The organism is Enterobacter cloacae complex sp. P6RS (assembly GCF_014982245.1).
Taxonomy (GTDB): Bacteria; Pseudomonadota; Gammaproteobacteria; order Enterobacterales; family Enterobacteriaceae; genus Enterobacter; species Enterobacter bugandensis.
This window is the reverse complement of sequence record NZ_JADCLB010000013.1, coordinates 85,101-107,990: the sequence shown is the minus strand read 5'-3', so window position 1 is coordinate 107,990 and position 22,890 is coordinate 85,101. Positions and strand designations below refer to the sequence as shown.

Sequence of the window (22,890 nt, the reverse complement as noted above, 5' to 3'; positions counted from 1 at the left end):
TGGTTATACCGGCGCGACCAGATAGCGAATTGCCGGTGATGTTGTGCCCTGATGAAAAGCCAGAACGCGGCTCTGCAGCAGGAGGTCATTCATGGTGTGGCGCTCCTGCTGGCGCAGATGCTCAATCCACGAGCCCATCAGGAAGGTCTCAATAAACAGACCGGGGCGCTCAATATCTTCATATACCGCCCAGCTCATCGCGCCGGCACGGCGGCGCACCCGGCGCAACTCGTGTACCGCCTCCAGGAAGGCTTTCGCGTTCTGCGGGTCGATGATGTACTCGTGCGACACCAGTACCGGGCCGCGCTCGTTCGGCAACTCAATCTCCACGCCGTCCAGCGGTTGGCCGCTCAGGTCGAGGTTTAAATCAGGATCTTTCTCCAGCTTCCAGCGGAACACCGTGGCGCTTGCCAGCACCATCCCCAGCGTGGCGACAACCAGCGAGGTCGGGGTGCCAAACTGAGAGGCGATCTGCCCCCAGATGGCGCTGCCGGTGGTCATCGAGCCGAAGAACACCGTCAGGTAGACCGCCAGCGCGCGGGCCTTCACCCAGCGGGCGGCGCTGCGCTGCGCGCCGAGGTTGAGGGTGGAGAGCACCGCAATCCACGCAAAGCCGGTGAAGAACTCAAACAGGTTGAGCAGCCAGACGTGGCGCACGAACGCCAGCGCCAGCATGGTGAGGGCAAAAACCAGGCTCGCGGCCACCATCAGCCGATCGGCGTTCAGCCGCTGGCGCAGGCGCGGCAGCAGGATCGCCCCGGCAATCGCCCCCAGGCCGATGCACGCCAGCATCACGCCGTAGCCCGCCGGGCCTAAGCCCAGCTCGCGGCGCGCCACCAGCGGCAGCAGCGCCCAGCCCGCGCTGCCGAAAACGAAGAAGGCCACGGTGCGCACCAGCACGTTGCGCAGCACGGGCGCGGCGTGCACGTAGCGAATGCCGGAGCGCACCGCGGAGAAGAAGTGTTCCGGCGGCAGGCGCTGCACGGACGGGGCCGGACGCCAGCGCCACAGCACCCACGCTACGCCCACCACGGACAGCGCGTTCAGGGCAAACACCATCCACGGCCCGGCGAGCGAAAGCAGAAAACCGCCCAGCGCGGGGCCAATCGCCCGGCTGATGTTCACCCCGAGCGAGTTCAGCGCCACGGCGGCACCCAGCTCCGGCTTGCTCACCAGATCGGGCACCACGGCCTGGAACGGCGGCGAGCTCATCGCCGCGCCCACGCTCAGCAGAAACGTCGCCACCAGCAGCACGGCGGGGGTGACGTGTCCGGTGAAGGAGAGCACCGTCAGCCCGGCGGCGGCGATGAACACCCACAGCTGGGAGAAGAGCAGGTATTTACGTCGGTCGACGATGTCCGCCATCACCCCGGACGGCAGGGCGAAGAGGAACATCGGCAGGCTGCTCGCCGCCTGCACCAGCGCGATATCCAGCGGGTCGGCGCTGAGCGTCAGCATGCTCCAGTTGATGCCGACGTCGCTCATCCATGAGCCGACGTTAGAGACCACCGTGGCGATCCACAGCATGCGGAACACCGGCTGGCTCAGCGGCTGCCAGGGCGAAACCGCCCGCGCGGGCGTCGTCTCAACGTGTGCGTCGCGAACGTCGTTAACCTGGGTCATGCGAACCTCTCCGCTGCCTTACGCTGCAGCCGCCACTGGCCCGGCCCGGTGAGGGCAAGGGTGGTGAAGATAATCAGCAGCAGCCAGCCAAACTGCCCTTCGGCAATCGACCAGTCCGGGTGTACCGCCAGCATCGCCACCAGCAGCACGGCGATAATCGGCAGGCACGCCAGGCGGGTGTAGACGCCCGCAATGATCAACAGCGGGCAGATGACCTCGGCGACGATCGCCGGGATCAGGCTCGCGTAAGGCCCGAAGCCGAACGGATCTTCAATGCGCGTCAGCTCTTCGCTGAAGTGCAGCACCTTCGGCAGGCCGTGCACGTAGAGCAGCAGCAGGCTGCCGGAGAGGCGCAGGAAGAACAGCCCCAGGTCTACCCGGGGCGGCGTAGTAGTGTTTTTCATCAGAATGCAAAGCAGCTGCAGCCCAGCGCCCCCCAGAAAGCGTTATCGTCGGATACCGGCATCGCTGACGTGCGGGCAAAATCGTGCTGGTGGCTGTGAACCCCGCACGGGCCGCTGCAGTGGTGAGCCACACTCAAGCCGACGCGTGCGGCCTGCGGCGGCGCGCTGCGGTAGTGGCCCGGCACCTTCACCACCGGGGACCACTCGGGCAGAACCGGAATGGCCGGTGGCGCGAGCGGGCCAAAGCTGCCTGCGGCGTAAACGATATCGCCATTCACCACCGTCAGGACGGACTCGATGCCCTTGATCTCCTCTTCCGGCACGCGGAAGTAGTCTTTGCTGAGCACCGCCAGGTCGGCGAGCTGGCCGACCTTGATCTGCCCCTTCTGGTTCTGCTCGCTGGAGAACCACGCGCTGCCCTTGGTCCAGAGCATCAGGGCGGTATCGCGGTCCAGACGGGCGCTGTGGTCGTACATCTGCATCCCGCCGACGGTGCGGCCGGAGACCAGCCAGTAGAGCGCGGTCCACGGGTTGTAGCTCGCCACGCGGGTGGCGTCCGTCCCTAAGCCCACCGGCACGCCGGTCTCGAGCATTTTTGCCACCGGCGGCGTGTGGCGGGTAGCTTCGATGCCATAGCGCTCGGCAAAGTACTCCCCCTGGAAGGCCATGCGGTGCTGGACGGCAATGCCGCCGCCCAGCGCTTTGATGCGGTCGATGTTGGCCTGGGTAACGGTTTCCGCATGGTCGAAGAACCAGTGCAGGCCGTTGAACGGAATGTCGCGGTTAACTTTTTCGAACACGTCCAGCATGCGGCTGATGGATTCGTTGTAGGTGGCGTGCAGGCGGAACGGCCAGCGGTGCTCCACCAGATGGCGCACCACGCGCTCCAGCTCGTCCTCCATGCCCGGCGCGAGGTCCGGGCGCGGCTCGAGGAAGTCTTCAAAATCGGCGGCGGAGAAGACCAGCATCTCGCCCGCGCCGTTGTGGCGGAAGAAGTCGCTGCCCTGGCCCGGCGTGAGCATGTCGGTCCATTTTTCAAAGTCTTCCAGCTCGTGGCCCGGACGCTGGGTAAACAGGTTATAAGCGATGCGGATGGTCATCTGCTTTTTCTCGTGCAGCTCGGCAATCACCTCGTAATCTTCCGGGTAGTTCTGGAAGCCGCCGCCCGCGTCGATGGCGCTGGTCAGCCCCAGACGGTTCAGCTCGCGCATAAACTGGCGCGTGGAGTTGACCTGCTGCTCCAGCGGCAGCTTCGGCCCTTTCGCCAGCGTGGCGTAGAGGATCATGGCGTTCGGACGGGCGATCAGCATCCCGGTCGGGTTGCCGTTGGCGTCGCGCTGGATCTCGCCGCCCGGCGGGTTCGGCGTCTCTTTGGTGTAGCCGACCACCTTCAGCGCGGCGCGGTTGAGCAGAGCGCGGTCGTACAGGTGCAGAATGAAGACCGGGGTGTCCGGCGCGGCGTCGTTAATCTCATCCAGCGTCGGCATGCGGCGCTCGGCAAACTGGAACTCGCTCCAGCCGCCCACCACGCGCACCCACTGGGGCGACGGCGTGCGCAGGGCCTGCTCTTTCAGCATCCGCAGGGCATCGGCCAGCGACGGCACGCCTTCCCAGCGCAGCTCGAGGTTGTAGTTCAGCCCGCCGCGGATCAGGTGCAGGTGCGAGTCGTTCAGGCCGGGGATGGCGGTGTGGCCTTTCAAATCCACCACCTTAGTGCCGTCGCAGTGGTGCTGCATCACCTCGGCGACGGTACCCACTTCCAGAAATTTTCCATCGCGCACGGCAACGGCTTCCGCGACAGGATTCTCGCGATCGACGGTGTGAAACTGGCCGTTAACCAGAATAAGATCGGCTTTACCGAGGGTAACCATAACTGCTCCTGACTGAGAGGGGGAATGGTCAGGATTATGGGAACCGGTTTCGGCAAAGATCCAGTTATACAATAGGATAGGTATACCAAAGTATAACTATACCTAAGGTTAACTATACGAAGAGATAATTACGCGCGGCGACGGAAAATCGCAGGATGAGGGTGACTTTATCGTCGCGGCGCTCGCGGCGATTTCTACCCTTAACCACTGGAAAATGCTATGACCTCTTCAAAGCTCGAAGTGTTAACCCCTGCGAACTGTCAGATCATCTTTATCGATCACCAGCCACAGATGGCGTTTGGCGTGCAGTCTATTGACCGCCAGGTGCTGAAAAACAACACCGTGGCGCTGGCAAAAGCGGCCAAAGTGTTCAACATCCCGACCATCATCACCACCGTAGAGACCGAAAGCTTCTCCGGCAATACCTATCCGGAGCTGCTGGACGTGTTCCCGGGCCAGGACATTCTGGAGCGTACCTCCATGAACTCCTGGGACGACCAGAAGGTGCGCGACGCGCTGAAGGCTAACGGCAAGAAGAAGGTGGTGGTTGCCGGCCTGTGGACCGAAGTGTGCAACAACAGCTTTGCCCTGTGCGCGATGCTGGAAGGCGACTACGAAATTTATATGGTGGCGGACGCGTCCGGCGGCACCTCCAAAGAAGCCCACGACTTCGCGATGCAGCGCATGATCCAGGCAGGCGTGATCCCGGTGACCTGGCAGCAGGTGATGCTGGAGTGGCAGCGCGACTGGGCGCGTAAAGAGACTTACACCGCGGTGATGGATATCGTGCGCGAACACTCCGGCGCGTACGGCATGGGCGTGGATTACGCCTACACCATGGTGCACAAAGCACCGTCTCGCCAGAAGAGCGAGCACCGCACCTTAGCGCCGGTCCCGGCTCGCTAAGTTCCGCTGGCGGGCTGGTCCCTCATCCGGCTCGCCGCTGCCTCTTTCTCTGGAGTTCACAATGAGTACTGGGCTGATATCCCTTGCCGCAGGCGTGTTGATTGGCCTGATGTATGCCGTGCTGAAGGTGCGCTCCCCTGCGCCGCCCGCGCTGGCGCTGATTGGCCTGCTGGGGATGCTGGCGGGTGAACAGGCGACGCGCCATCTGTTATCCCGCGACGGCGCGCCGCCTCCTCAGGTAACGGTTCCACAGGTGAAATCGCAGACGGGAGCAACGTCATGAGAGCATGGATAATTTCGCTGGTGTGCGGCGTGGTTGCTGGGGTAATTTACGCCCTGCTCGACGTTCATTCCCCGGCACCGCCGGTTGTCGCCCTGCTTGGCCTGTTTGGCATGCTGGTGGGTGAACAGCTCATCCCGGTGAGACGGCGTTTACTGAGTCGCGAACCGTTTACCCTCGCCTGGTTTCGTCACGAATGCGTGCCGAAAATCAGCGGCACGGCGCCCCCTGCGCCCGCGAAGGACGATCGCGACGTTTAATGATTTTTTTGAGGAAAGACAGCATGACGCTGCCGTGGTGCATTGCCATCATTGATGACGAACGTTCCGTCCGCAGCGGGCTGAGTAATCTCCTGGAGTCGGAAGGGTATGCCGCCGATACGTTTGATTCGGCAGAGGTATTTCTGAGCCATCCGCTCGCCCTGTCCGGCGCGGCGCTGGTGATCGCCGATATCAAGCTGCGGGGCATGAGCGGTCTGGAGCTGTTTGAAAAGCTGCGGCTGCTGGCCGTTCCCCCGCCTCCCGTGATCTTTATCTCCGGTCATGCTGATGAAAATATGCAGCGGTACGCTCTTAGCCTGGGCGCCGCTGCATTTTTGCGTAAACCCATTAACATCGATATTCTGCTGGATCATATACAGCGGGAGCTGGCCCGCCGACGATAAGGATCGCGGATGAACGAACACGAGCAGCCTGCATTCTGGCCCGCCCAGGGGAATCTTCACCAGGGGCGGGTTTTTGTCCTTAAAGAGGATGTGATTTTTACCGTGCTGGCGCAGGAGGGCGGTATCGCCTGGATGCACGCGCGCCATCCCCATTCAGGCGGCTCGTTCATCATTGCCACAGCGGTGAGCGACGAAGAGGAAGAACGGGCCACGCGGCTGCTGAAAAACGAATTTGCGCTGCGTGACGTGCTGCAGGACAGCTGGGCCATCCGCGCCGTTGCCTCCACCCAGTACCGGGGACGATTCGCGCTGGTGTATGCGCCGTTTGCGTTTGAGCTGCTGGCGCGGCGCGCGGGCAGGGCGATCTCGGGGATCTCGCGCTTTATTGAGATGGCGATCCAGATCTGCGTTCCCCTGCGCCAGATGCACCTGCAAAACCTGATCCACGGCGATATCAAGCCCGGCGCGATTTTTGTTCATCACGATGGCACCTGCCGTCTGGGCAGCTTTGGCCTCTCCTGTAGCCTCTCCGGTGCCTTCTCCCAGACCCGGCTTGCCGTTTCAGGCGGTACGCCCGCGTATATGTCGCCGGAGCACACCACCCGCACCCGGCGTCCCGTTGACGGCCGCAGCGATCTCTACAGCCTCGGCATGGTGCTGTATGAACTCCTGACCGGACGCCTGCCGTTTGAGTTGGGGGAGGACGATCAAACCAACTGGGCGCACTACCATATTGCCTCGGAGCCGCTGGCCCCGGACGAGATTCGCCCGGACGTGCCGGGGATGCTGTCGACCATCATCCTCAAGCTGCTGGAAAAGCACCCCGATAACCGCTACCAGACGGTCGACGGGCTGATTGCCGACCTCCGCCGCTGCCAGGCGACGCTGACCTGTGAGGGCGAGATCGTCGCCTTTACGCCCGGCCAGCAGGACCGCACTCCCGCGATCCATCTGGCGGACTCCCTGTTCGCGACGCATCCGCAGGCGAATGACGTCATTGCCGCGTTTGAGCGGGTGGGGCAGAACCTGGTGCCGGAGCTGGTGACGATCGGCGGGCCGTCGGGGATTGGCAAATCGTCCATCATCGCGACGGCGCTCAAAACGCTGCAGCAGCGTCAGGTATTGCTGGCGGTGGGGAAAGTCGATCAGTTCTCGCCGTCTTTGCCCTACGGCGTATTAAGCTCCGCGTTCCGCACCCTGACGCTGCACCTGCTGGGGCTGCCCGCGGGAGATGTGGCGAAGTGGAAAATCCGCCTGTCCCGCGCCCTGGAGGGATACGAAGCGCTGGCCGTCAGCCTGGTGCCCGAGCTGGGGCTGCTCCTTGAGAGCAAGCCGCGCTACTCGGCGGATACCTTTTCCATTGATGCCCGGGCGCGCTTCAGCCATATGGTGCTGGCGCTGGTTAAAACCTTTGCTTCTCAGGGCTGCCCGCTGGTGCTGGTGCTCGACGATCTCCAGTGGAGCGACGCGGCCAGCCTGCATACGCTGAAACATCTGCTGGTGACCTGCGGCGCTATCCCGCTGCTGCTGGTGGTCGCCCACCGCGATATCGGTTCGTTGTCTGAACCAACGCTGCAACAGCAGCTGGCGAGCCTGCCGGAGGCGGCGCAAAACGCGACTGAAATTGTCCCGCAGGCGCTGTCCGTGAGGGCGGTGGCGCGCTGGCTGGCGACGATATTTCGTGCCCGCAGCGCGGCGACGACCGACCTCGCCACGCTGATCCACGAGAAAACCGGGGGCAACCCGCTCTTTGTGCACGAGTTTTTCCGCCGCATCGTGGATGACGGGCTGGTGGTGCACAACAAATATCAGGATAAGTGGCACTACGATCTGCAGGCGATCCGCGCCCGGCACTACACCGAAAACGTCGTTACCCTGGTGCTGGAGCAGCTCGAAGAGCTGCCCGACGAGACGCGCCGCCTGCTGGGCAGCCTCGCCTGCCTCGGCGGCACGGGCGAGATGGAGATGATCTGCCGGGTGGTCAGCATGTCGATGGCGGAAATGCGCTATGCGCTGCATCCGGCGGTGATGGCCCAGCTCATTGTGCTGACGGAAAAAGAGTACGCCTTCACCCACGACCGGGTGCAGGAGGCGGCCTTTGCGATGCTGGATCAGCATGAGAAAAGCCATCTTCACCTGACCACCGCCAGCCTGCTGGCCGACGCCGCGCGTCAGGCGGCGGGGAACGAGCTGCTGTTCCGCGCCGTTCACCACGTCACGGCCGCGCTGGACAGCATCCAGCCCGCGCCGCAGCGCCAGATGTTCCGCGAGCTGAGCCTGCTGGCCGCACGACGGGCAAAGCGTTCGGGGGATTATCCATCGGCGCTCAGCTATATCCAGACCGCCAGAGCGCTGGGCAACGCCGGGACGGTGTCAGACTTTATGCTTGATATCGAAGAGGCGGGCTGCGAGTTTGCTCTGGGGCACCTGGAGCGCACCCGCGAGCTGTGTGACGCCATCCTCGGCTGCCCCGGCGGGCTGACCGAAAAGGCGCTGGCGGCCAACCTGCTGGTGGAAGTGTACATTCGCCAGTCGGACAGCCGTCTGGCGCTGGAGGCGGCGCTCTGCTGGCTGGGGATTTTTGGTATTCAGATTGGCCGCCACCCGGAAGATGCCGACTGCGACGAGGCCTGGGAACGCTTCTGCAACCGCACGGCCGACGCGCCGCAAAGCCTTTTTGCCCAGCTGTCGCGAATGGATAACCCGGAAACCGAAGCGGTGATGAACCTGCTCTACAGCGCCAGCATTTGCGCCAGCTTCATCTGCCCACGCCTGCATTTTTTGCTGCTCTGCCGCATGATGCACCTGACCCTCGACCACGGCATCACTGGTGCCTCCACCACGGCGATGGCCTGGTTTGGCGTGCTGATTGGCCAGCGCTACGCCGAGTACCGCCTCGGGTTCCAGTACGGCACCCTGGCCCGCGAGCTGGTGAACCGCCACGGCTACGACGCGTTCGAAGCCAAAACCCTGCTGCCCCTCGACCAGCTCAGCGTCTGGACCCAGCCGCTGTCATTCACCATCGAGTGCGCAAAAGCCTGCTTCACCGCCGCCGTTACCCACGGTGATATGACGGTGGCCTGCTTTGCCGCCTGCCATCAGGTCATTAACTTCCTCTCACGGGGCGATCACCTGGACGGGGTGCTGACCAGCATCGATCGCGGCCTGGCGTTTGTACGTAAAACCCACTTCCAGGATGTGGAGACCATATTGATGCTCCAGCGCACCTTCGTGGAGTTTTTGCGCACGCCGACGATCGGCACCTGGACCGCGTCGCAGGCGCTGCCCGAGGCGCTGCTTCCCGCGTCGCCGGAGCAGGCCCCGGAGCAGACCTCCACCATGCTGTTCTGGTACTGGCTCTACCGTGGCATGGCGCACTTTACCTGCGGCGAGTATACCGACGCGCAGGCGGATCTTGAGATGGCGGGCTGGTACGCGTGGTCTGCGCCGGGCCATATCCATCTGCTGGATTACCATCTCTACAGCGCGCTGGCGCTCTCACGTCAGCTGACGCCGGAGACGTTTTCGGCGAATCACCGCCGCAGCATTCACGCACACTACGACAAAATCGCCCTCTGGGCGCGCATTAATCCCGGCACGTTCGCGGATAAAGAGGCGCTGATCTACGCCGAAATTGTCCGTCTGGACGGGATGAACAGCATTGCGCTTGAGCAGTATGAGAAGGCGGTCCGGCTCTCCCGCGAGGGTGGCTTTAACCCGATTAACGCCCTGGCCCACGAGCTGGCGGGCCGCTTTGCGCTGGCCTGCGGCTACCCGACCGCATCAGACGCGCACTTCCGCGGCTCGATTGCCGCCTGGGGCCGCGCGGGCGCGCAGGCCAAGGTGCGCCAGCTGGAGCAGGATTTCCCGCACCTGCTGGCCTCCGGGCAGGCCAGCGCCTACGACACGGTGGCGTTTGCTCAGAACGAGACGATCCGCGATCTGCAGAGCGTGATCAAGGCTTCCCGCGCGCTGTCGGAAGAGATCAATCTTGAGCGCCTGATTGAAAACCTGATGACCATCCTGCTCGAACGCGCCGGGGCGCAGCGCGGCCTGCTGCTTCGCGTGAGCGATAACCTGATCCCGGAGATCGAGGCCAGCGCCTGGACCAGCACCGACGGCGTGCGGGTGCGGATCCTGAAAGACGTGCCGATGGCGACCGACATGCCGCTGTCGGTGCTGGCTGCGGTGATCCGCACCGGGCAGGAGATCCGCACCGGCAAGCCGGAGGAGTTTCATCCCTTCAGCCAGGACCCTTATCTGGTGACCTCGGGGGCGGCGGTGATGTGCGTCCCGATGTTCAAACAGGCGCGGCTGGTGGGCGTGCTCTACCTGGAAAACCGCCTGATGCCGGAGGTCTTCACCGCCGAGCACTCGCGCGTGGTCAGCCTGCTGGGCGCGCAGGCAGCGGTATCCCTGGAGACGGCGCGGCTCTACGCCGAGCTGCTGGCGGAGAACATTCAGCGCCGCCGGGTGGAAAAAGAGCTGCGCGCCAGCCAGACCTCGCTGATGCTGGGCGAGCAGATCAGCCACACCGGCAGCTGGCGCTGGGAGCTGGAGCAGGATCTGATGTTTGTCTCGGAAGAGTACGCCCGCATTCTCGGCCTGCCCGACCAGCAAAAGATGATCTCCATGGCGGAGTTTTTAACCTTCGTCCACGAGGACGATTACGCCCGCATCAGCGCCATCGTCACCCAGAGCGTGCGCGACGGGCTCTCCATGCGTGCGGAGTTTCGTATTAAGCGCACCGACGGCTCAACGCGCTACATCCTCGGAATTGGCGATCCGGTGGGGGTGGGCAGCGAGGTGAACGAGTACTACGGCATCATTACCGATATCACCAGCCAGCGCGCCGCGGAAGATGCCATGCGGGTAGCGCAGGCGGATCTGGCGCGCGTTTCCCGCGCCACCACCGTCGGGCAGCTTACCTCCTCCATCGCCCACGAGATCAACCAGCCGCTGATGTCCATCGTCTCGAATGCCGGGGCGAGCCTGCGCTGGCTCAGCCGCGAGCCCGCCCGCCTGGATAAAGTGCGCGAAGGGCTGGAGGAGATCGCCGCGGAAGGCGCGCGTGCGGGGGAGATCATTCGCAGCATCCAGTCCCTGACGCGCAAGCAGGATCCCACCTTCTCGCGCATCGATATGCACTACCTGATCCACCATATCATCACGCTTTCGCGCAGCGAGCTGGAGCAGAGACACATTAGCGTTGATTATCTGTTGAACGCCAGCGACAGCTTTATCACCGGGGACAGCGTGCAGATCCAGCAGGTGCTGCTGAATCTGGTGATGAATGCGGTAGAAGCGATGGCCGAGGTGAGGGATCGCGCCAGCACCATCATCCTCAGCACCGCCAACGCGGACGGGAAAGTGATCGTTGAGATCGCCGATACCGGGAGCGGCATTGAGCCCGAACGGCTGGAGCAGATTTTTGACTCGTTCTACTCCACCAAGCCGCAGGGGATGGGGATGGGGCTGACCATCAGCGCCAGCATCATCGAGCGCCACTGCGGAAAGCTGAGCGCGCGCCGCCGGGAGCCGCACGGCACGGTGTTTACTTTCGCGCTGCCGCTGGCCGCGCAGGAAGGGTAAACGTTACTCCGCGGGCTGGCTTTTGGTCAGGCGCTCAACGGCCCTGACCAGCTCGGCCACGGAGCGCACCTGCATTTTCTCCATCACGCGGCGGCGGTGCACCTTCACCGTGATCTCGCTGACGCCCAGCTCGGCGGCAATCTGCTTGTTGAGCTTGCCGGTGATGGCAAGCTCAAGCACCTCGTGCTCGCGCGGCGTGAGGGACAGATGGCGCTGCTTCAGGGCGTAGTGCTCTTTATTGCGCTCGGCGTTGTTTTCCGCCAACTGCAGCGCGGACTCAATGGCGTCGATCAGCGCGGCGGATTCAACGGGCTTGGTGAGAAATTCGTACGCGCCGCCTTTTATGGCGCGCACCGACATCGGGATAGTGCCGTGGCCGGTGAGAAAAATAATCGGGATCTCGCGCCCGCTGTCTTTGAGCGCGTCCGCCACCTCGAAGCCAGAGATGGCGGGCATCTGCATGTCGAGGATCACGCACGACGGCAGATCCTCAAACCGGTGTTGAAGAAACATTTCTGCTGATGAAAAGCCGATGGCGTTTAAGTCTGCCGATTCCAGCAGCCCGATTACGGACTGCCTGACCGCGTCATCGTCATCAACCACATACACAATGTGTTCCATTCACCGCCCCGGTGCTGATTTAAATGTCGAGGATGCAAACAGTCCCAACGGTGGCATAAGAGACTGTTTATGCTGACTTTCATCTTAACACATTAAATATCATTATCATTTAACAATATGATAACCATATGAAGTATAGCGAGCCGGGGCGGGGGCGGTGAAGGAACGAAACGCGTGCAACATGGGCAATGTGCATAAGCTCCCTCGTGATTTGCCGGTGAGGACTTTGATCGGTAAAACAGGCTACACTCTGGTTTTGAGCGCTAAATGCTGAGGACATAACAATGCACTACACACTGAAAGAAAGCGACAAAGCGGAAGGGTCAAACGGCGCGGGCGCTCTGCAGCAAAAACTGCTGGAGTCCCGTTCGATTGTCATCTCCGGCGAGATCAACCAGGAGCTGGCGCAGAAGGTCATTACCCAGATGATCCTGCTGCAAAGCGTCAGCAACGATCCGATCAAGCTGTACATCAACAGCCAGGGCGGCCACGTGGAAGCGGGTGACACCATTCACGACTTCATCAAGTTCATCCGCCCGGAAGTGCATGTCATCGGCACCGGCTGGGTGGCAAGCGCCGGGATCACCATCTTCCTGGCAGCGAAAAAAGAGCACCGCTACTCGCTGCCGAATACCCGCTTTATGATCCACCAGCCGCTGGGCGGCGTGCGCGGTCAGGCGACGGATATTGAGATCGAAGCGCGCGAGATCATCCGCATGCTGGATCGCGTCAACAAGCTGATCGCTGACGCCACCGGCCAGCCGCTGGAAAAAGTGAAAAAAGACACCGACCGCAACTACTGGATGTCTCCGGCAGAAGCGCTGGACTACGGCATCGTGGGCAAACTGATTACCCATTACGACGAGCTGAATCTGGATTAAGTTTTACCGCCGTGTACGTGTCGGGTAGCGGCTTCGCCTTACCCGACCTACGCGCGCTCGTTTGACCCATGACAAGTTCCCCCTCTGCCTTCTTGCCTATAATCGCGCCTGTTTCCCCTCTCACTGGTGCTACCCATGGCGTATCAATTGAACCTGAACTGGCCGGAATTTCTTGAAAAATACTGGCAAAAACAACCCGTAGTGCTGAAAAATGCCTTCCCGAATTTTGTCGACCCGATTACCCCAGACGAGCTGGCAGGCCTGGCGATGGAGCCGGAAGTCGATAGCCGTCTGGTGAGCCACGTAAACGGCAAATGGCAGGCCAGCAATGGTCCGTTTGAGCACTTTGACGGTCTGGGCGAAACCGGCTGGTCGCTGCTGGCGCAGGCGGTGAACCACTGGCATATGCCCGCCGCGGAGCTGGTGCGTCCGTTCCGCGTCCTGCCGGACTGGCGTCTGGACGATCTGATGATCTCCTTCTCCGTGCCGGGCGGCGGCGTGGGTCCGCATATCGATCAGTACGACGTGTTTATCATTCAGGGGATGGGCAGCCGCCGCTGGCGCGTGGGCGACAAGCTGCCGATGCGTCAGTTCTGCCCGCATCCGGCGCTGCTGCACGTGGATCCGTTTGAGCCGATCATCGACGAAGATCTGGACCCGGGCGATATTCTCTACATTCCGCTTGGATTCCCGCATGACGGCTTCACCCATGAAACCGCGCTCAACTACTCCGTCGGCTTCCGCGGGCCGAACGGCCGCGATCTGATCAGCAGCTTTGCCGACTACGCGCTGGAAAACGATCTGGGCGGCGAGCACTACAGCGATCCGGATCTGACCTGCCGCGAACACCCGGGCCGCGTGGAGCAGTACGAGCTCGATCGCATTCGTCAGATGATGATCGACATGATCGGCAAGCCCGATGATTTCACAAAATGGTTCGGCAGCTTTGTCTCCACGCCGCGCCACGAGCTGGATATCGCCGCCGCCGAGCCGCCGTATTCAGCGGAAGAGGTGCTGGACGCGCTGCAGGGCGGCGAAACGCTGTCGCGCCTGAGCGGCCTGCGCGTGCTGAACGTTAACGGCAGCTTCTTCATCAACAGCGAACAGCTGGAGACGGCGGATGTGAACGGGGCAGACGCGCTGTGCCGCTACACCGAACTCGGCCAGGCCGAGCTGGGTGACGCACTGAATAATCCGGCGTTTGTTGACGAACTCACCGGGCTGATTAACCAGGGGTACTGGTACTTCGACGAGTAACAGGAGGCGGCGTTTAGTCAGCCTAAACGCCGCTACGTTTAAACCAGCATATTACATGCCTTCCAGTAGTTCAAAAGCCGCTCGTCGTCGCGCTCTTTTTCCGCTTTGATTTTCATCGCCTGGGCGAGATTCTCTCGCGATACCTCATGGCCTTTTTGCACGATGTCCAGGACCGCTTCACCAAGAGCCAGCGAAATTTCTGCCCGATTATTGTTGCGAATCGTCATAAATACCTCCTCGTTGGTTGCGATAATTTAATTATGAACGGGAAATAATCAGTCGGTAATAATTCATCTTATTCTTACTTTTTCAATTCGGCGTTAAATAGACATCATATTCCATTCTGTCAATGATGTTTCAAAATGCTAATAAGCCTTTTAAGCCTGAATTTATGCGCTACAGTTATTTTCGTGCAACAGGCAAATAACCGAAACAGGAGAATGATTATGGTAGATAAAAGCGCAATTAAGGATCACACTCAGGTTGTCGCCAGCTGCGGAACGCACGTCGGGGTTGTGGACCATTTAGACGGCGAGCGTATCAAGCTTGCGAAGAGTGACCCTGAATCAGGCGGCAAGCACCACTTTATTCCTCTCGGCTGGGTCGATAAGGTCGAAGATAATAAAGTTGTCCTGACCAAAAACCATAAAGAGGTTTTTGCTGAGTGGCAGGAAGCATAAATATATTTCTCGTAAAGGAATATATATCTTCGCTCCGGCTTAGTCCGGAGCGTAATAGTGTCTGCGCCCGGTGATTGCTGATATGGCAAAGGGATGGTACTGTTTTGCCTGCCCTTTTACTGATGCAGGCCCCGAATTATGCTCCAGAGTGAAAATAGATCAGCGAAACGCATATTTTTTGTTGAGGATTTTCAGGTATTCGGTGAGCGCTACGGCATCGACTACCGTTTCCCGCTGTTAAAAGGGGAGCAGATCAGCGGCAGCCCGGTGTTGCAGGGGAATGTGGAAGAGATGACGCTCTCGTCCGGCATTTCGCTGACTCACTCCGACGTGCATGTATTACAACCCTACGAAACCACATCTCGCCACAGCAGCCCGCTCTATATGCTGGTAGTCCTGGAAGGGTGCGTTACGATCGCGCTCAATGGCATCGACTATCAGGTGCGTCCCGGCATGGCGTTCAGCGCCCGTCTGAGTGAGGAACAAGTGATGAGTGCGCGTCACGACGCCGACAGCGCGCTGAAAACGCTCTCGTTTGGCGTGTACCCGCATGAAGCCGGGCGTGAAGCCCTGCTTGAGTCGCTGCTGCTGGAATGGCAAAACCTGAATACACCCACGTTTGTCTGGCACGTTCCCGAGTTTGTTATGTCAGGCATTCAGCATGCGCAGCAGCAGAGGGGAAGCGTGCTCGCGCGTAAGCTATTGCTGGAGGGGCTGATGTACCAGCTGCTCGGCCACGGCCTGAATCAGCGCCAGCAGCCCTGCCCGAGCCGCCCTGAGCATACGCGCCTGGAACGCGTAAGGAGCATGCTGGAACAGTCTCCTGAACGGGATCATACTCTCGCGCAGCTGGCAGCCCTGGCTGCAATGAGCCCAAGCAGCCTGCGCAGCAAGTTCCGTCAGCGCTACGGCTGCACCCTCTTCGATTATCTTCGCGACTGTCGCCTTGCGCTGGCGCGCCGCTATCTGCTGGAAGGCCACAGCGTGCAGCAGGCGGCATGGATGTGCGGGTATCAGCATGCCACCAACTTCGCCACCGCGTTTCGTCGTCATTACGGGATTTCTCCGGGCGACGTGCGCAAACTCCGCTAACGTAATTTCGCCCATCGCGCGAACGCATCCCGTGCGGTTTAGCATCGCGCATACGTAACCTGGCGGCGCGCATAGCCGTTTGCACTCTCAAAAAGGTAATAATTCTTATTAACAATAAGAAATATCTCTGGAGAGGGTTATGTTTGCTAAATCGCGTCTGGCACTGCTGGTGGGATGGGTTACCGGTAGCGTCGCTTTTCCTTTACTGGCGCAGGATGCACAAAAAACTGACACCGTGGTGGTGACCTCGCAGATGCAGTCTGCGGCCACCAAGCTTGAAACGCCGGATATTGAAACTCCGCAGTCGGTCTCTATCGTCACGCGCGAGCAGTTCGAAGAGCAGGGCGCAACCAGCGTGCGTCAGGCCGTGAGCTACACGCCGGGGGTCTACAGCAACCAGATTGGGGCGTCTAACCGCTTTGACTACATGGTGCTGCGCGGCTTCTCTGACGGCAGCCTCGACAACGTCTACCTGGACGGCCTGAAGATGATGGGCGACACCAACTCCCACAGCTCGCTAGTGGTTGATCCGTGGTTCCTGGACAGTATCGAAGTCGTGCGCGGTCCGGCCTCCGTGCTCTATGGCCGTTCATCGCCGGGCGGGATTGTGGCGCTTACCTCCCGTAAGCCGTCGTTCGATCCGGGCGGGGAGATCAAGCTCTTCGCCGGGAACAATAGCCAGCGTGGGGCGATGTTCGACGTCACCGGCCCGGTTGATGATAATGACCGCGTGGCGGTGCGCCTCAGCGGGATGACCCGCTATGCCGATTCCCAGTTCGATCCGCTGAAGGAAGAGCGTTACGCGCTGATGCCGAGCCTGACCTGGCGTATCACCGATAACACCCGTCTGGATCTGATGGCCTACCTGCACCGCGATCCGGAAGGCGGCAGCCACTCCGGCCTGCCGTATGAGGGCACGGTTGTGCCGCACAGCGGGAAGAAAATCTCCAACACGTTCTTTGAAGGTGAAGACGATTACGACAAGTACGATCGTCGGGAAAACATGGTCGGCTATAACCTTGAGCATATGTTTGACAGCGGCTGGTCCGTGCGCCAGAAGCTGCGCTACCTGCACACCAAAGTGGAGCTGAACCAGGTGTATGCCGCAGGCTGGCTGAATGACACCGAGCTGAACCGCGGCTATTCCGGCTCCGACGAGAAGATGAACGCCATCACCCTGGATAACCAGGTCGACGGCAGCTTCGACACCGGGGCGGTGAACCACCGCGTGCTGATCGGCATGGACTACCAGGACCGCACCAACAACGTGACCGGCTACTATGGCGGCTTCCCGCCGATTGACGCCTTCAACCCGGTTTACGGTGCGAAGCCGGACTACATCACCCAGTACAGCAGGGAAAAGCATAAGCTTCGCCAGACCGGTTACTACCTACAGGATCAGATGTCCGTTGACCGCTGGCGCCTGACGCTCGGCGGACGTTACGACCAGGTGAGCGTGTCGAACGTCGACAACTTCAACCACACCCGCAGCGATCTGGATAAAAACAACTTCAGCAGCCGCGCGGCGCTACTGTATCTGTTTGATAACGGCGTTGCCCCGTACGTCAGCTACTCCACCGCCTTTACGCCGACCAGCTTTGCTGACGAGCAGGGCAATATCCTGGATCCGATGAAGGGCAAGCAGTGGGAAGCGGGCGTGAAGTATGAGCCTGAAGGGATGAACAGCCAGTTCAGCGCCTCGGTGTTCCGCATCAACCAGAAGAACATTGCTACCAAAGAGGAGCCGACCGATCCGTACCGTTCCATCGGTGAAATCGAATCCGAAGGCGTTGAGCTGGAGGCGATTGGTCAGCTGACCGACAGCCTGCGTATGCAGGCGGCGTACACCTACACGGATATTCGCTATAAGAAGAGCAGCCCGGAAGAGGAGGGCAAGCGCGCCGTCTATGCCCCGCGTAACATGGCCAGCGCCTGGCTGAGCTACGACGTCAAAACCGGCCCGCTGGACGGCCTGACCGTCGGCTCCGGGGTGCGCTATGTCAACGGGATCGTCAGCGATCGCCAGAACACCCATACGCTTCCGTCGTACACGCTGGTGGACATGGTCGTGGGGTATGACCTGTCAAAAGTGGGGCTCACGGGCGTGAGCGCACAGCTGAACGTCAATAACCTGACGGACAAAAGCTACGTCGCGGCGTGTAACTCGCTCTCTTACTGCTACTTCGGCGCAGAACGCAGCATTGTGGGCAGCGTTTCGTGGAAGTTCTGAGTCGTTGATTTTGCCGGGTGGCGGCTTCGCCTTACCCGGCCACTTTATTCCGTAGCGCCACCGGAGCTAAAAAACGTGCTACTCCTCCATCGCAATCACAATCGCCTCGCCCATCTTCTTCAACGCCTCGCGATGCTTATCCGTCGGCGGCAGCGCCACGTTGATCCGCAGGCAGTTGCGGTACTTCCCGGAGGCGGAAAACAGCGACCCGGCCGCCGCCTGGATCTTCAGCCGGCACAGCTGCTTGCTGACGCACACCATATCCACCTTCTCCGGCAGCTCAACCCACAGCAGGAAGCTCCCCTGCGGGCGCGTGACGCAAATCTCCGCCGGAAAATACTGCCGCACCCAGCAGGTGTATGTTTCCATATTCTGCTGATAAATCTGGCGCATACGGCGCACGTGGCGATGGTAATGGCCGTCGCGAATAAACGCCGCCACCGCCATCTGGGTGCCCGGCACGTTAAACCCGCCCGCGGCGTATTTCATGTGCATCACCCGGTCGTAATAGCGTCCCGGCACAATCCAGCCGACGCGCAGGCCCGGCGCCACGGTTTTGGTAAACGAGCTGCAGAGGATCACGCGTCCGTCGATGTCCATCGAGTGAATGGTGCGCGGGCGCGGGTACTCCGCCGCCAGCTCACCGTAAATGTCATCCTCCACAATCACGATATCGTGCCGCTGGGCGAGGGCTAAAACCTGTTTTTTCCGCGCTTCCGGCATGATAAACCCGAGCGGGTTATTGCAGTTGGGCACCAGGATCACCGCCTTGATCGGCCACTGCTCCATTGCCAGCTCTAACGCCTCGATGCTGATCCCTGTTTCAGAGTCGGTGGGAATTTCAATCGCCTTAATGTCAAACCCGCGCAGCATCTGCATGGTGCCGTGGAACGACGGCGATTCCACCGCCACGATGTCCCCCGGCTTGCACACCGACAGCAGGGCGATCGACAGCGCGCCGTGGCAGCCGTTGGTGATCACAATGTCGCTTGCCGAGACGGTAGAGCCGCCGTCCAGCATCAGGCGGGCGATCTGCTCGCGCAGCTCAAGGCGGCCGTCGAGCACGTCATAGCTCAGCATCTCGCTCGGGTTATGCTGCGCAAGGCGGCTCATCTCGCGCCACAGGGGCTTCAGGCTCGGCTGGTTAATGTCCGGCGAACCGCCGCCAAAGGAGATCATCTCTTTGTCGGCGCGGGCGTCCAGCAGCATCATCACCTCATCCCACTGGGTGACGTCCACCGGGCGCTGCACCGGGCGCGTCATCGCCGGGACGGGCGGCTGGGCTTTGCGTTTCGAGACAAAATAGCCGGAGCGCGGCTGGGGGGTGATCAGCTGAAGGTTTTCGAGGATCTGGTAGGCCTGCTGTATGGTGCTGATGCTCACGCCATGCTCCTGGCTCAGGGCGCGCACCGACGGCAGACGCTCGCCGCTGCGATACAGCCCTTGTTCAATGCGTTCTGCCAGAAGGTTGGCGAGGTGTTGATAGCGTGTCATGCTGTATCCTTTATTTTCACCATACAGATTATTAAACCAGTACAGATTGCCGCAAAAACCGGCATGCAGATACCGTTTTAGCGGATCTGTATGTTAAACAAAAGTTGTTTTTGCATCTGTATTGCGCAGGTCGATTTCCAGGATGATAACCCCACTGGCACAGTGAGGAGAGCATTATGGAATTCTACGAGAATCGTTCAAAACGTCCGTTTATTGTGTTTGTCTGGATCGCAAAAACGCTGCGTAACTGGTACCGCATCAACCGCACCCGCCGCATCCTGAGCCAGATGAGCGACGAGCAGCTCAAGGACGTTGGGTTATCCCGCAATGATATTTAAACCGTGGCCGGGTAAGGCGCAGCCGCCACCCGGCGTTTTTCAGCTCAACAGCGCGAGCGTCTGCCGCTTCGGCCTTTCCAGCAGCTCCAGCGCCTCCTGAAACGACCGCACGTTGTTATAGCCCATCACCAGCCCGTAGCGTTTGCCCGACCCGCGATACCACTCCGAGAGCGCATTGACCTGCAGCTGCTGTTCCTGCCAGCAGCGAGCCACTTCCTGGTCGCAGCTCCCTTTGGCGAGAAACGCCACAATATGCATCCCGCCGTCGTTTTGCTCGGTGAAAAACAGATCGCCATACACCTCGCGCAGGGCGGCAATCATCCAGTCGCGGCGGGTCTGATACAGCGCGCGCATCTTCTTGAGATGGCGGAAAAAATGCCCTTCGTTGAGAAACGCGGTGAGGATCTTCTGCGTCAGCACCGGCTGGCCGCTGGTGGTGATATCCGCGCAGTCGGTAAAGGCTCCGACGGTGCTGGCGGGCATCACCACGTAGCCCATGCGCAGCGACGGCATGATGGTTTTACTGAAGGTGCCCATAAAGATCACCCGGTCGTGCTGGTCGAGGCTTTTCAGCGACGGCAGCACCTTGCGGGTGTAGTGAAACTCCCCGTCGTAATCGTCTTCGATGATCCACGCCTCGTTCTGGTTGGCCCAGTCGAGCAATTGCTGCTTGCGCGGCAGGGAGAGCGTCACCGCCAGCGGGCTCTGGTGCGAGGGGGTGACGATGGCAAAACGCGCGTCACGATGGTGACGAAGCAGGTAGTCCGTATCAATGCCGCAGCGATCGACCGGCACCGTGTGCAGGCGCGGCACGATCCGCTTCAGCAGCTGCTGGCCCATAAAGTAGCCCGGATCTTCAAACACCACCTTGTCGCTGCGGCTGGCGAGGGTGTCGAGGATCAGCCGCAGGCTGCCGCTGTAGCCGCTGGTGATCAGCACCTGTTCGGCGGTGCAGGACAAGCCGCGTGAGATATTGAGATAGCTGGCGATGGCCTGGCGCAGCGGATACCAGCCCAGGACGGGCGGGTTGAGCATCTCCTCCTGACGCATGGCGCGCGTCGCCTGGCCCGCCAGCAGCAGCCATTTTTTATACGGGAAGCTGTCGAGGGCGGGGATGCCAGGGCGCAGAAATCCGGCCCGCTCGCGCTGACTGATAAGCGAGGCCGGAAGCGTGCCGGTAGGCTGTTCCGCAGGGGCATTGTTATCCGGCAGCAGTAAATCCGGGTTGACCCGCGTGCCGCGCGCGCCCTGGCTCACCAGATACCCTTCACCCGTCAGAATGGCGTACGCCGTTTCGACGGTTTTGCGCGCCACCTTCAGCTCTTCCGCCAGCACGCGGATGGCAGGCACCTTATCGCCCGGCTTCAGCACGCCGCGCGTGATGTTGTCGCGATAGAGGGAATAAATGTCGTGATAGCCCGGCTTCATGTCCTACCTCATTTCACGCTTTTTGTATCTTTTTACTATGTCATGAACGGCGTAGATTTGCCTCATCGCACGGCACATGCCGCACAAAAAGAGGAAAGACAATGAGCACTCGCGTTAACCACCATAAAGTTACACCTGCCCTCGCCAACGCGCTGTCTGCCCTGAGCATGGAGGTGGCAAAAACCTCCATCGACCCGGCGCTGAAGCACCTGATCGACATTCGCGTGTCGCAGCTGAACGGCTGTACGTTCTGTCTGGATATGCACTCTAAAGAGGCCAAAATCGCCGGGGAACGCGAGCTGCGCCTGTACCATCTGGCGGCCTGGCGCGAGTCCCCGCTGTTCAGCGCCCGCGAGAAAGCCGCGCTGGCCTTCACCGAAGCGCTGACCCAGATTGGCGTTCACGGGGTGAGCGACGCGCTGTACCGCAGCGTGGCGGAGCACTTCTCGGACGTGGAGATTTCAGAGCTGAACTTCGCCATCGTGGCGATCAACGCCTGGAACCGTCTGGGGATCACCTCCCGCATGGCGCCCGGCTCGCTGGACGCGGCTTACGGGCTGAATAAGGCTAACCTGGAGTAATCCCGCGCTCGCGGATCATCGCCACCAGCGCCCGCAGTCCCGGCGGAACGTGGCGATGGCCGGGGTAATACAGGCGCAGCCCGGCAAAGGGCTGCGCCCAGTCGTTTAAAACGCTCACCAGCTCTCCATTCTCAAGCTCTTCCCGGATATACAGTTCCGGCAAAAATCCTACCCCTAATCCCGCCTTTACGGCGCGGATCGAGGCGAAAAGATCGGATGTCGCAAAGCGCGGCGGTACGGCAAGGGCGTACGTTTCCCCCCGACGCGCCAGCTCCCAGCGGTAGATCCCACCGTGGGCCATGCGCATGCCGATCCCCTGATGCGAAAGCAGATCGTCCGGCGTCTGCGGAGTACCGTGACGGGCAAAATAGTCCGGCGTGGCGGTCACCAGCTGGCGGATCTCCCCGGTCAACGGCACGGCGATCATGTCCTGCGGCACGGACTCCTCAAGGCGGATCCCCGCGTCGTAGCCTTCCGCGACGATGTCGATCATGCGCGCTTCGCTGACGGTTTCCACGCGCATCTTCGGATAGCGGATCATAAAGTCGATCAGCAGCTGGTCCAGAAACAGGGTGCCGATATGGTTCGGCACGTTCAGACGCAGCGTGCCGGCGGGTTCCCCGGTGTCGCTGTGGATCTCCTCGCTGGCGAGGCGGATCTCCTGCAGCGCCGGGCCAACGCGCGCCACGTAGCGCTGTCCGGCGTCGGTGAGCGCCACGCTGCGGGTAGTGCGGTTAAAGAGGCGGGTATCAAGGCGGCTCTCCAGCCCGGCGATGGCGTTACTGACCGCCGTGGCGGACATGCCGAGCTCCTGCGCCGCGCCGCGAAAGCTGCCGCGCCGCACCACCGCCATAACCACTTCCAGCTCTGTCAGACCTGAACGATGCATAGATTATCCTGAAAATCGAAACAACCCTTGCAGCATAGCGTGGATTATCGCAACGGAGA

20 protein-coding genes are annotated in these 22,890 nt (G+C 61.0%); 12 read left to right on the top strand and 8 right to left on the bottom strand.

Translation table 11 applies throughout. The annotated features are described in order from the left end of the window. Positions 1-3: 3 nt before the first annotated feature. Genes INF73_RS08085 through INF73_RS08075 form a run of 3 tightly spaced genes read right to left on the bottom strand, consistent with a single transcriptional unit; the run spans position 4 to position 3,898 of the window. Positions 4-1,623 (bottom strand): MFS transporter, encoded by a 1,620-nt coding sequence (locus INF73_RS08085; RefSeq protein ID WP_193542065.1) that lies wholly within the window; start codon positions 1,621-1,623, stop codon positions 4-6. Next, complete coding sequence (locus INF73_RS08080) at positions 1,620-2,027, bottom strand: DoxX family protein (protein ID WP_193542067.1); 408 nt, start codon at positions 2,025-2,027, stop codon at positions 1,620-1,622. The genes INF73_RS08085 and INF73_RS08080 overlap by 4 nt, the downstream gene beginning before the upstream one ends. Next, positions 2,027-3,898, bottom strand: coding sequence for an amidohydrolase (locus INF73_RS08075; protein WP_193542069.1), 1,872 nt, complete (start codon positions 3,896-3,898; stop codon positions 2,027-2,029). The genes INF73_RS08080 and INF73_RS08075 overlap by 1 nt, the downstream gene beginning before the upstream one ends. Positions 3,899-4,117: 219 nt before the next feature. Here INF73_RS08075 and INF73_RS08070 point away from each other — a divergent pair, with 219 nt between their 5' ends. From INF73_RS08070 to INF73_RS08050, 5 genes are all read left to right on the top strand, one after another. Beyond that, complete coding sequence (locus INF73_RS08070; RefSeq protein ID WP_023331928.1) at positions 4,118-4,804, top strand: hydrolase; 687 nt, start codon at positions 4,118-4,120, stop codon at positions 4,802-4,804. A gap of 61 nt (positions 4,805-4,865) precedes the next feature. Then, positions 4,866-5,087: a DUF1427 family protein gene (locus INF73_RS08065; protein ID WP_028015362.1), complete on the top strand. Its 222-nt coding sequence runs from the start codon at positions 4,866-4,868 to the stop codon at positions 5,085-5,087. Next, positions 5,084-5,344, top strand: coding sequence for a XapX domain-containing protein (locus INF73_RS08060; RefSeq protein ID WP_193542071.1), 261 nt, complete (start codon positions 5,084-5,086; stop codon positions 5,342-5,344). The genes INF73_RS08065 and INF73_RS08060 overlap by 4 nt, the downstream gene beginning before the upstream one ends. Positions 5,345-5,367: 23 nt before the next feature. After that, a complete protein-coding gene (locus tag INF73_RS08055; protein WP_193542073.1) occupies positions 5,368-5,748 on the top strand; it encodes a response regulator transcription factor in 381 nt (126 codons plus the stop codon). 9 nt (positions 5,749-5,757) lie between these two features. After that, positions 5,758-11,340, top strand: coding sequence for an ATP-binding sensor histidine kinase (locus INF73_RS08050; protein ID WP_193542075.1), 5,583 nt, complete (start codon positions 5,758-5,760; stop codon positions 11,338-11,340). Positions 11,341-11,343: 3 nt separating this feature from the next. Here INF73_RS08050 and INF73_RS08045 read toward each other — a convergent pair whose 3' ends face one another. Continuing rightward, positions 11,344-11,961, bottom strand: a complete 618-nt coding sequence (locus tag INF73_RS08045) for a response regulator transcription factor (RefSeq protein WP_193542078.1) — start codon at positions 11,959-11,961, stop codon at positions 11,344-11,346. A 284-nt stretch (positions 11,962-12,245) separates the two neighbouring features. On the opposite strand from INF73_RS08045, the gene INF73_RS08040 reads away from it, so the two are divergent. Both INF73_RS08040 and INF73_RS08035 read left to right on the top strand, forming a co-directional pair. Then, on the top strand, positions 12,246-12,842 hold the full coding sequence (locus INF73_RS08040) for an ATP-dependent Clp protease proteolytic subunit (RefSeq protein WP_193542080.1): 597 nt from the start codon (positions 12,246-12,248) through the stop codon (positions 12,840-12,842). Positions 12,843-12,977: 135 nt separating this feature from the next. Then, a complete protein-coding gene (locus tag INF73_RS08035; RefSeq protein WP_193542082.1) occupies positions 12,978-14,099 on the top strand; it encodes a cupin domain-containing protein in 1,122 nt (373 codons plus the stop codon). A gap of 38 nt (positions 14,100-14,137) precedes the next feature. Here the strand turns inward: INF73_RS08035 and INF73_RS08030 are convergent, their stop codons facing one another. Then, positions 14,138-14,326: a hypothetical protein gene (locus INF73_RS08030; RefSeq protein ID WP_047363975.1), complete on the bottom strand. Its 189-nt coding sequence runs from the start codon at positions 14,324-14,326 to the stop codon at positions 14,138-14,140. 219 nt (positions 14,327-14,545) lie between these two features. Here INF73_RS08030 and INF73_RS08025 point away from each other — a divergent pair, with 219 nt between their 5' ends. The 3 genes from INF73_RS08025 (at position 14,546) to foxA (ending at position 18,101) form a co-directional block, all read left to right on the top strand. Next, positions 14,546-14,779, top strand: coding sequence for a DUF2171 domain-containing protein (locus INF73_RS08025; protein WP_003863067.1), 234 nt, complete (start codon positions 14,546-14,548; stop codon positions 14,777-14,779). A 138-nt stretch (positions 14,780-14,917) separates the two neighbouring features. Next, positions 14,918-15,871, top strand: a complete 954-nt coding sequence (locus tag INF73_RS08020; RefSeq protein WP_193542084.1) for an AraC family transcriptional regulator — start codon at positions 14,918-14,920, stop codon at positions 15,869-15,871. A 121-nt stretch (positions 15,872-15,992) separates the two neighbouring features. Beyond that, on the top strand, positions 15,993-18,101 hold the full coding sequence (gene foxA, locus INF73_RS08015) for a ferrioxamine B receptor FoxA (protein ID WP_193542103.1): 2,109 nt from the start codon (positions 15,993-15,995) through the stop codon (positions 18,099-18,101). Between the two features lie 78 nt (positions 18,102-18,179). Here the strand turns inward: foxA and INF73_RS08010 are convergent, their stop codons facing one another. After that, positions 18,180-19,595: a PLP-dependent aminotransferase family protein gene (locus INF73_RS08010; protein ID WP_041911335.1), complete on the bottom strand. Its 1,416-nt coding sequence runs from the start codon at positions 19,593-19,595 to the stop codon at positions 18,180-18,182. Between the two features lie 176 nt (positions 19,596-19,771). Between INF73_RS08010 and INF73_RS08005 the strand changes: the two genes are divergently transcribed. Continuing rightward, a complete protein-coding gene (locus INF73_RS08005; protein WP_063154866.1) occupies positions 19,772-19,933 on the top strand; it encodes a DUF1127 domain-containing protein in 162 nt (53 codons plus the stop codon). Positions 19,934-19,972: 39 nt separating this feature from the next. Here the strand turns inward: INF73_RS08005 and INF73_RS08000 are convergent, their stop codons facing one another. Beyond that, the gene (locus INF73_RS08000) at positions 19,973-21,361 is read right to left on the bottom strand and encodes a PLP-dependent aminotransferase family protein (protein ID WP_193542086.1); all 1,389 of its coding nucleotides are present in this window, start codon (positions 21,359-21,361) and stop codon (positions 19,973-19,975) included. A gap of 101 nt (positions 21,362-21,462) precedes the next feature. Between INF73_RS08000 and INF73_RS07995 the strand changes: the two genes are divergently transcribed. Beyond that, positions 21,463-21,942, top strand: a complete 480-nt coding sequence (locus INF73_RS07995; RefSeq protein ID WP_014882392.1) for a carboxymuconolactone decarboxylase family protein — start codon at positions 21,463-21,465, stop codon at positions 21,940-21,942. Here the strand turns inward: INF73_RS07995 and INF73_RS07990 are convergent. Further along, the gene (locus INF73_RS07990; RefSeq protein ID WP_126326261.1) at positions 21,929-22,831 is read right to left on the bottom strand and encodes a LysR family transcriptional regulator; all 903 of its coding nucleotides are present in this window, start codon (positions 22,829-22,831) and stop codon (positions 21,929-21,931) included. The two genes, INF73_RS07995 and INF73_RS07990, sit on opposite strands and share 14 nt — an antisense overlap. Between the last annotated feature and the right edge of the window lie 59 nt (positions 22,832-22,890).

Bases quoted from the DNA above. Each gene is read 5' to 3' on its own strand.
- INF73_RS08005 (WP_063154866.1), top strand. From the start codon at position 19,772: ATGGAATTCTACGAGAATCGTTCAAAACGTCCGTTTATTGTGTTTGTC.
- INF73_RS08040 (WP_193542080.1), top strand. From the start codon at position 12,246: ATGCACTACACACTGAAAGAAAGCGACAAAGCGGAAGGGTCAAACGGC.
- INF73_RS08055 (WP_193542073.1), top strand. From the start codon at position 5,368: ATGACGCTGCCGTGGTGCATTGCCATCATTGATGACGAACGTTCCGTC.
- INF73_RS08000 (WP_193542086.1), bottom strand. From the start codon at position 21,361: ATGAAGCCGGGCTATCACGACATTTATTCCCTCTATCGCGACAACATC.
- INF73_RS07990 (WP_126326261.1), bottom strand. From the start codon at position 22,831: ATGCATCGTTCAGGTCTGACAGAGCTGGAAGTGGTTATGGCGGTGGTG.
- INF73_RS08020 (WP_193542084.1), top strand. From the start codon at position 14,918: ATGCTCCAGAGTGAAAATAGATCAGCGAAACGCATATTTTTTGTTGAG.
- INF73_RS08065 (WP_028015362.1), top strand. From the start codon at position 4,866: ATGAGTACTGGGCTGATATCCCTTGCCGCAGGCGTGTTGATTGGCCTG.
- INF73_RS08080 (WP_193542067.1), bottom strand. From the start codon at position 2,027: ATGAAAAACACTACTACGCCGCCCCGGGTAGACCTGGGGCTGTTCTTC.
- INF73_RS08050 (WP_193542075.1), top strand. From the start codon at position 5,758: ATGAACGAACACGAGCAGCCTGCATTCTGGCCCGCCCAGGGGAATCTT.
- INF73_RS08075 (WP_193542069.1), bottom strand. From the start codon at position 3,898: ATGGTTACCCTCGGTAAAGCCGATCTTATTCTGGTTAACGGCCAGTTT.
- INF73_RS08035 (WP_193542082.1), top strand. From the start codon at position 12,978: ATGGCGTATCAATTGAACCTGAACTGGCCGGAATTTCTTGAAAAATAC.
- INF73_RS08085 (WP_193542065.1), bottom strand. From the start codon at position 1,623: ATGACCCAGGTTAACGACGTTCGCGACGCACACGTTGAGACGACGCCC.
- INF73_RS08045 (WP_193542078.1), bottom strand. From the start codon at position 11,961: ATGGAACACATTGTGTATGTGGTTGATGACGATGACGCGGTCAGGCAG.
- INF73_RS07995 (WP_014882392.1), top strand. From the start codon at position 21,463: ATGAGCACTCGCGTTAACCACCATAAAGTTACACCTGCCCTCGCCAAC.
- INF73_RS08060 (WP_193542071.1), top strand. From the start codon at position 5,084: ATGAGAGCATGGATAATTTCGCTGGTGTGCGGCGTGGTTGCTGGGGTA.
- INF73_RS08070 (WP_023331928.1), top strand. From the start codon at position 4,118: ATGACCTCTTCAAAGCTCGAAGTGTTAACCCCTGCGAACTGTCAGATC.
- INF73_RS08010 (WP_041911335.1), bottom strand. From the start codon at position 19,595: ATGACACGCTATCAACACCTCGCCAACCTTCTGGCAGAACGCATTGAA.
- INF73_RS08025 (WP_003863067.1), top strand. From the start codon at position 14,546: ATGGTAGATAAAAGCGCAATTAAGGATCACACTCAGGTTGTCGCCAGC.
- INF73_RS08030 (WP_047363975.1), bottom strand. From the start codon at position 14,326: ATGACGATTCGCAACAATAATCGGGCAGAAATTTCGCTGGCTCTTGGT.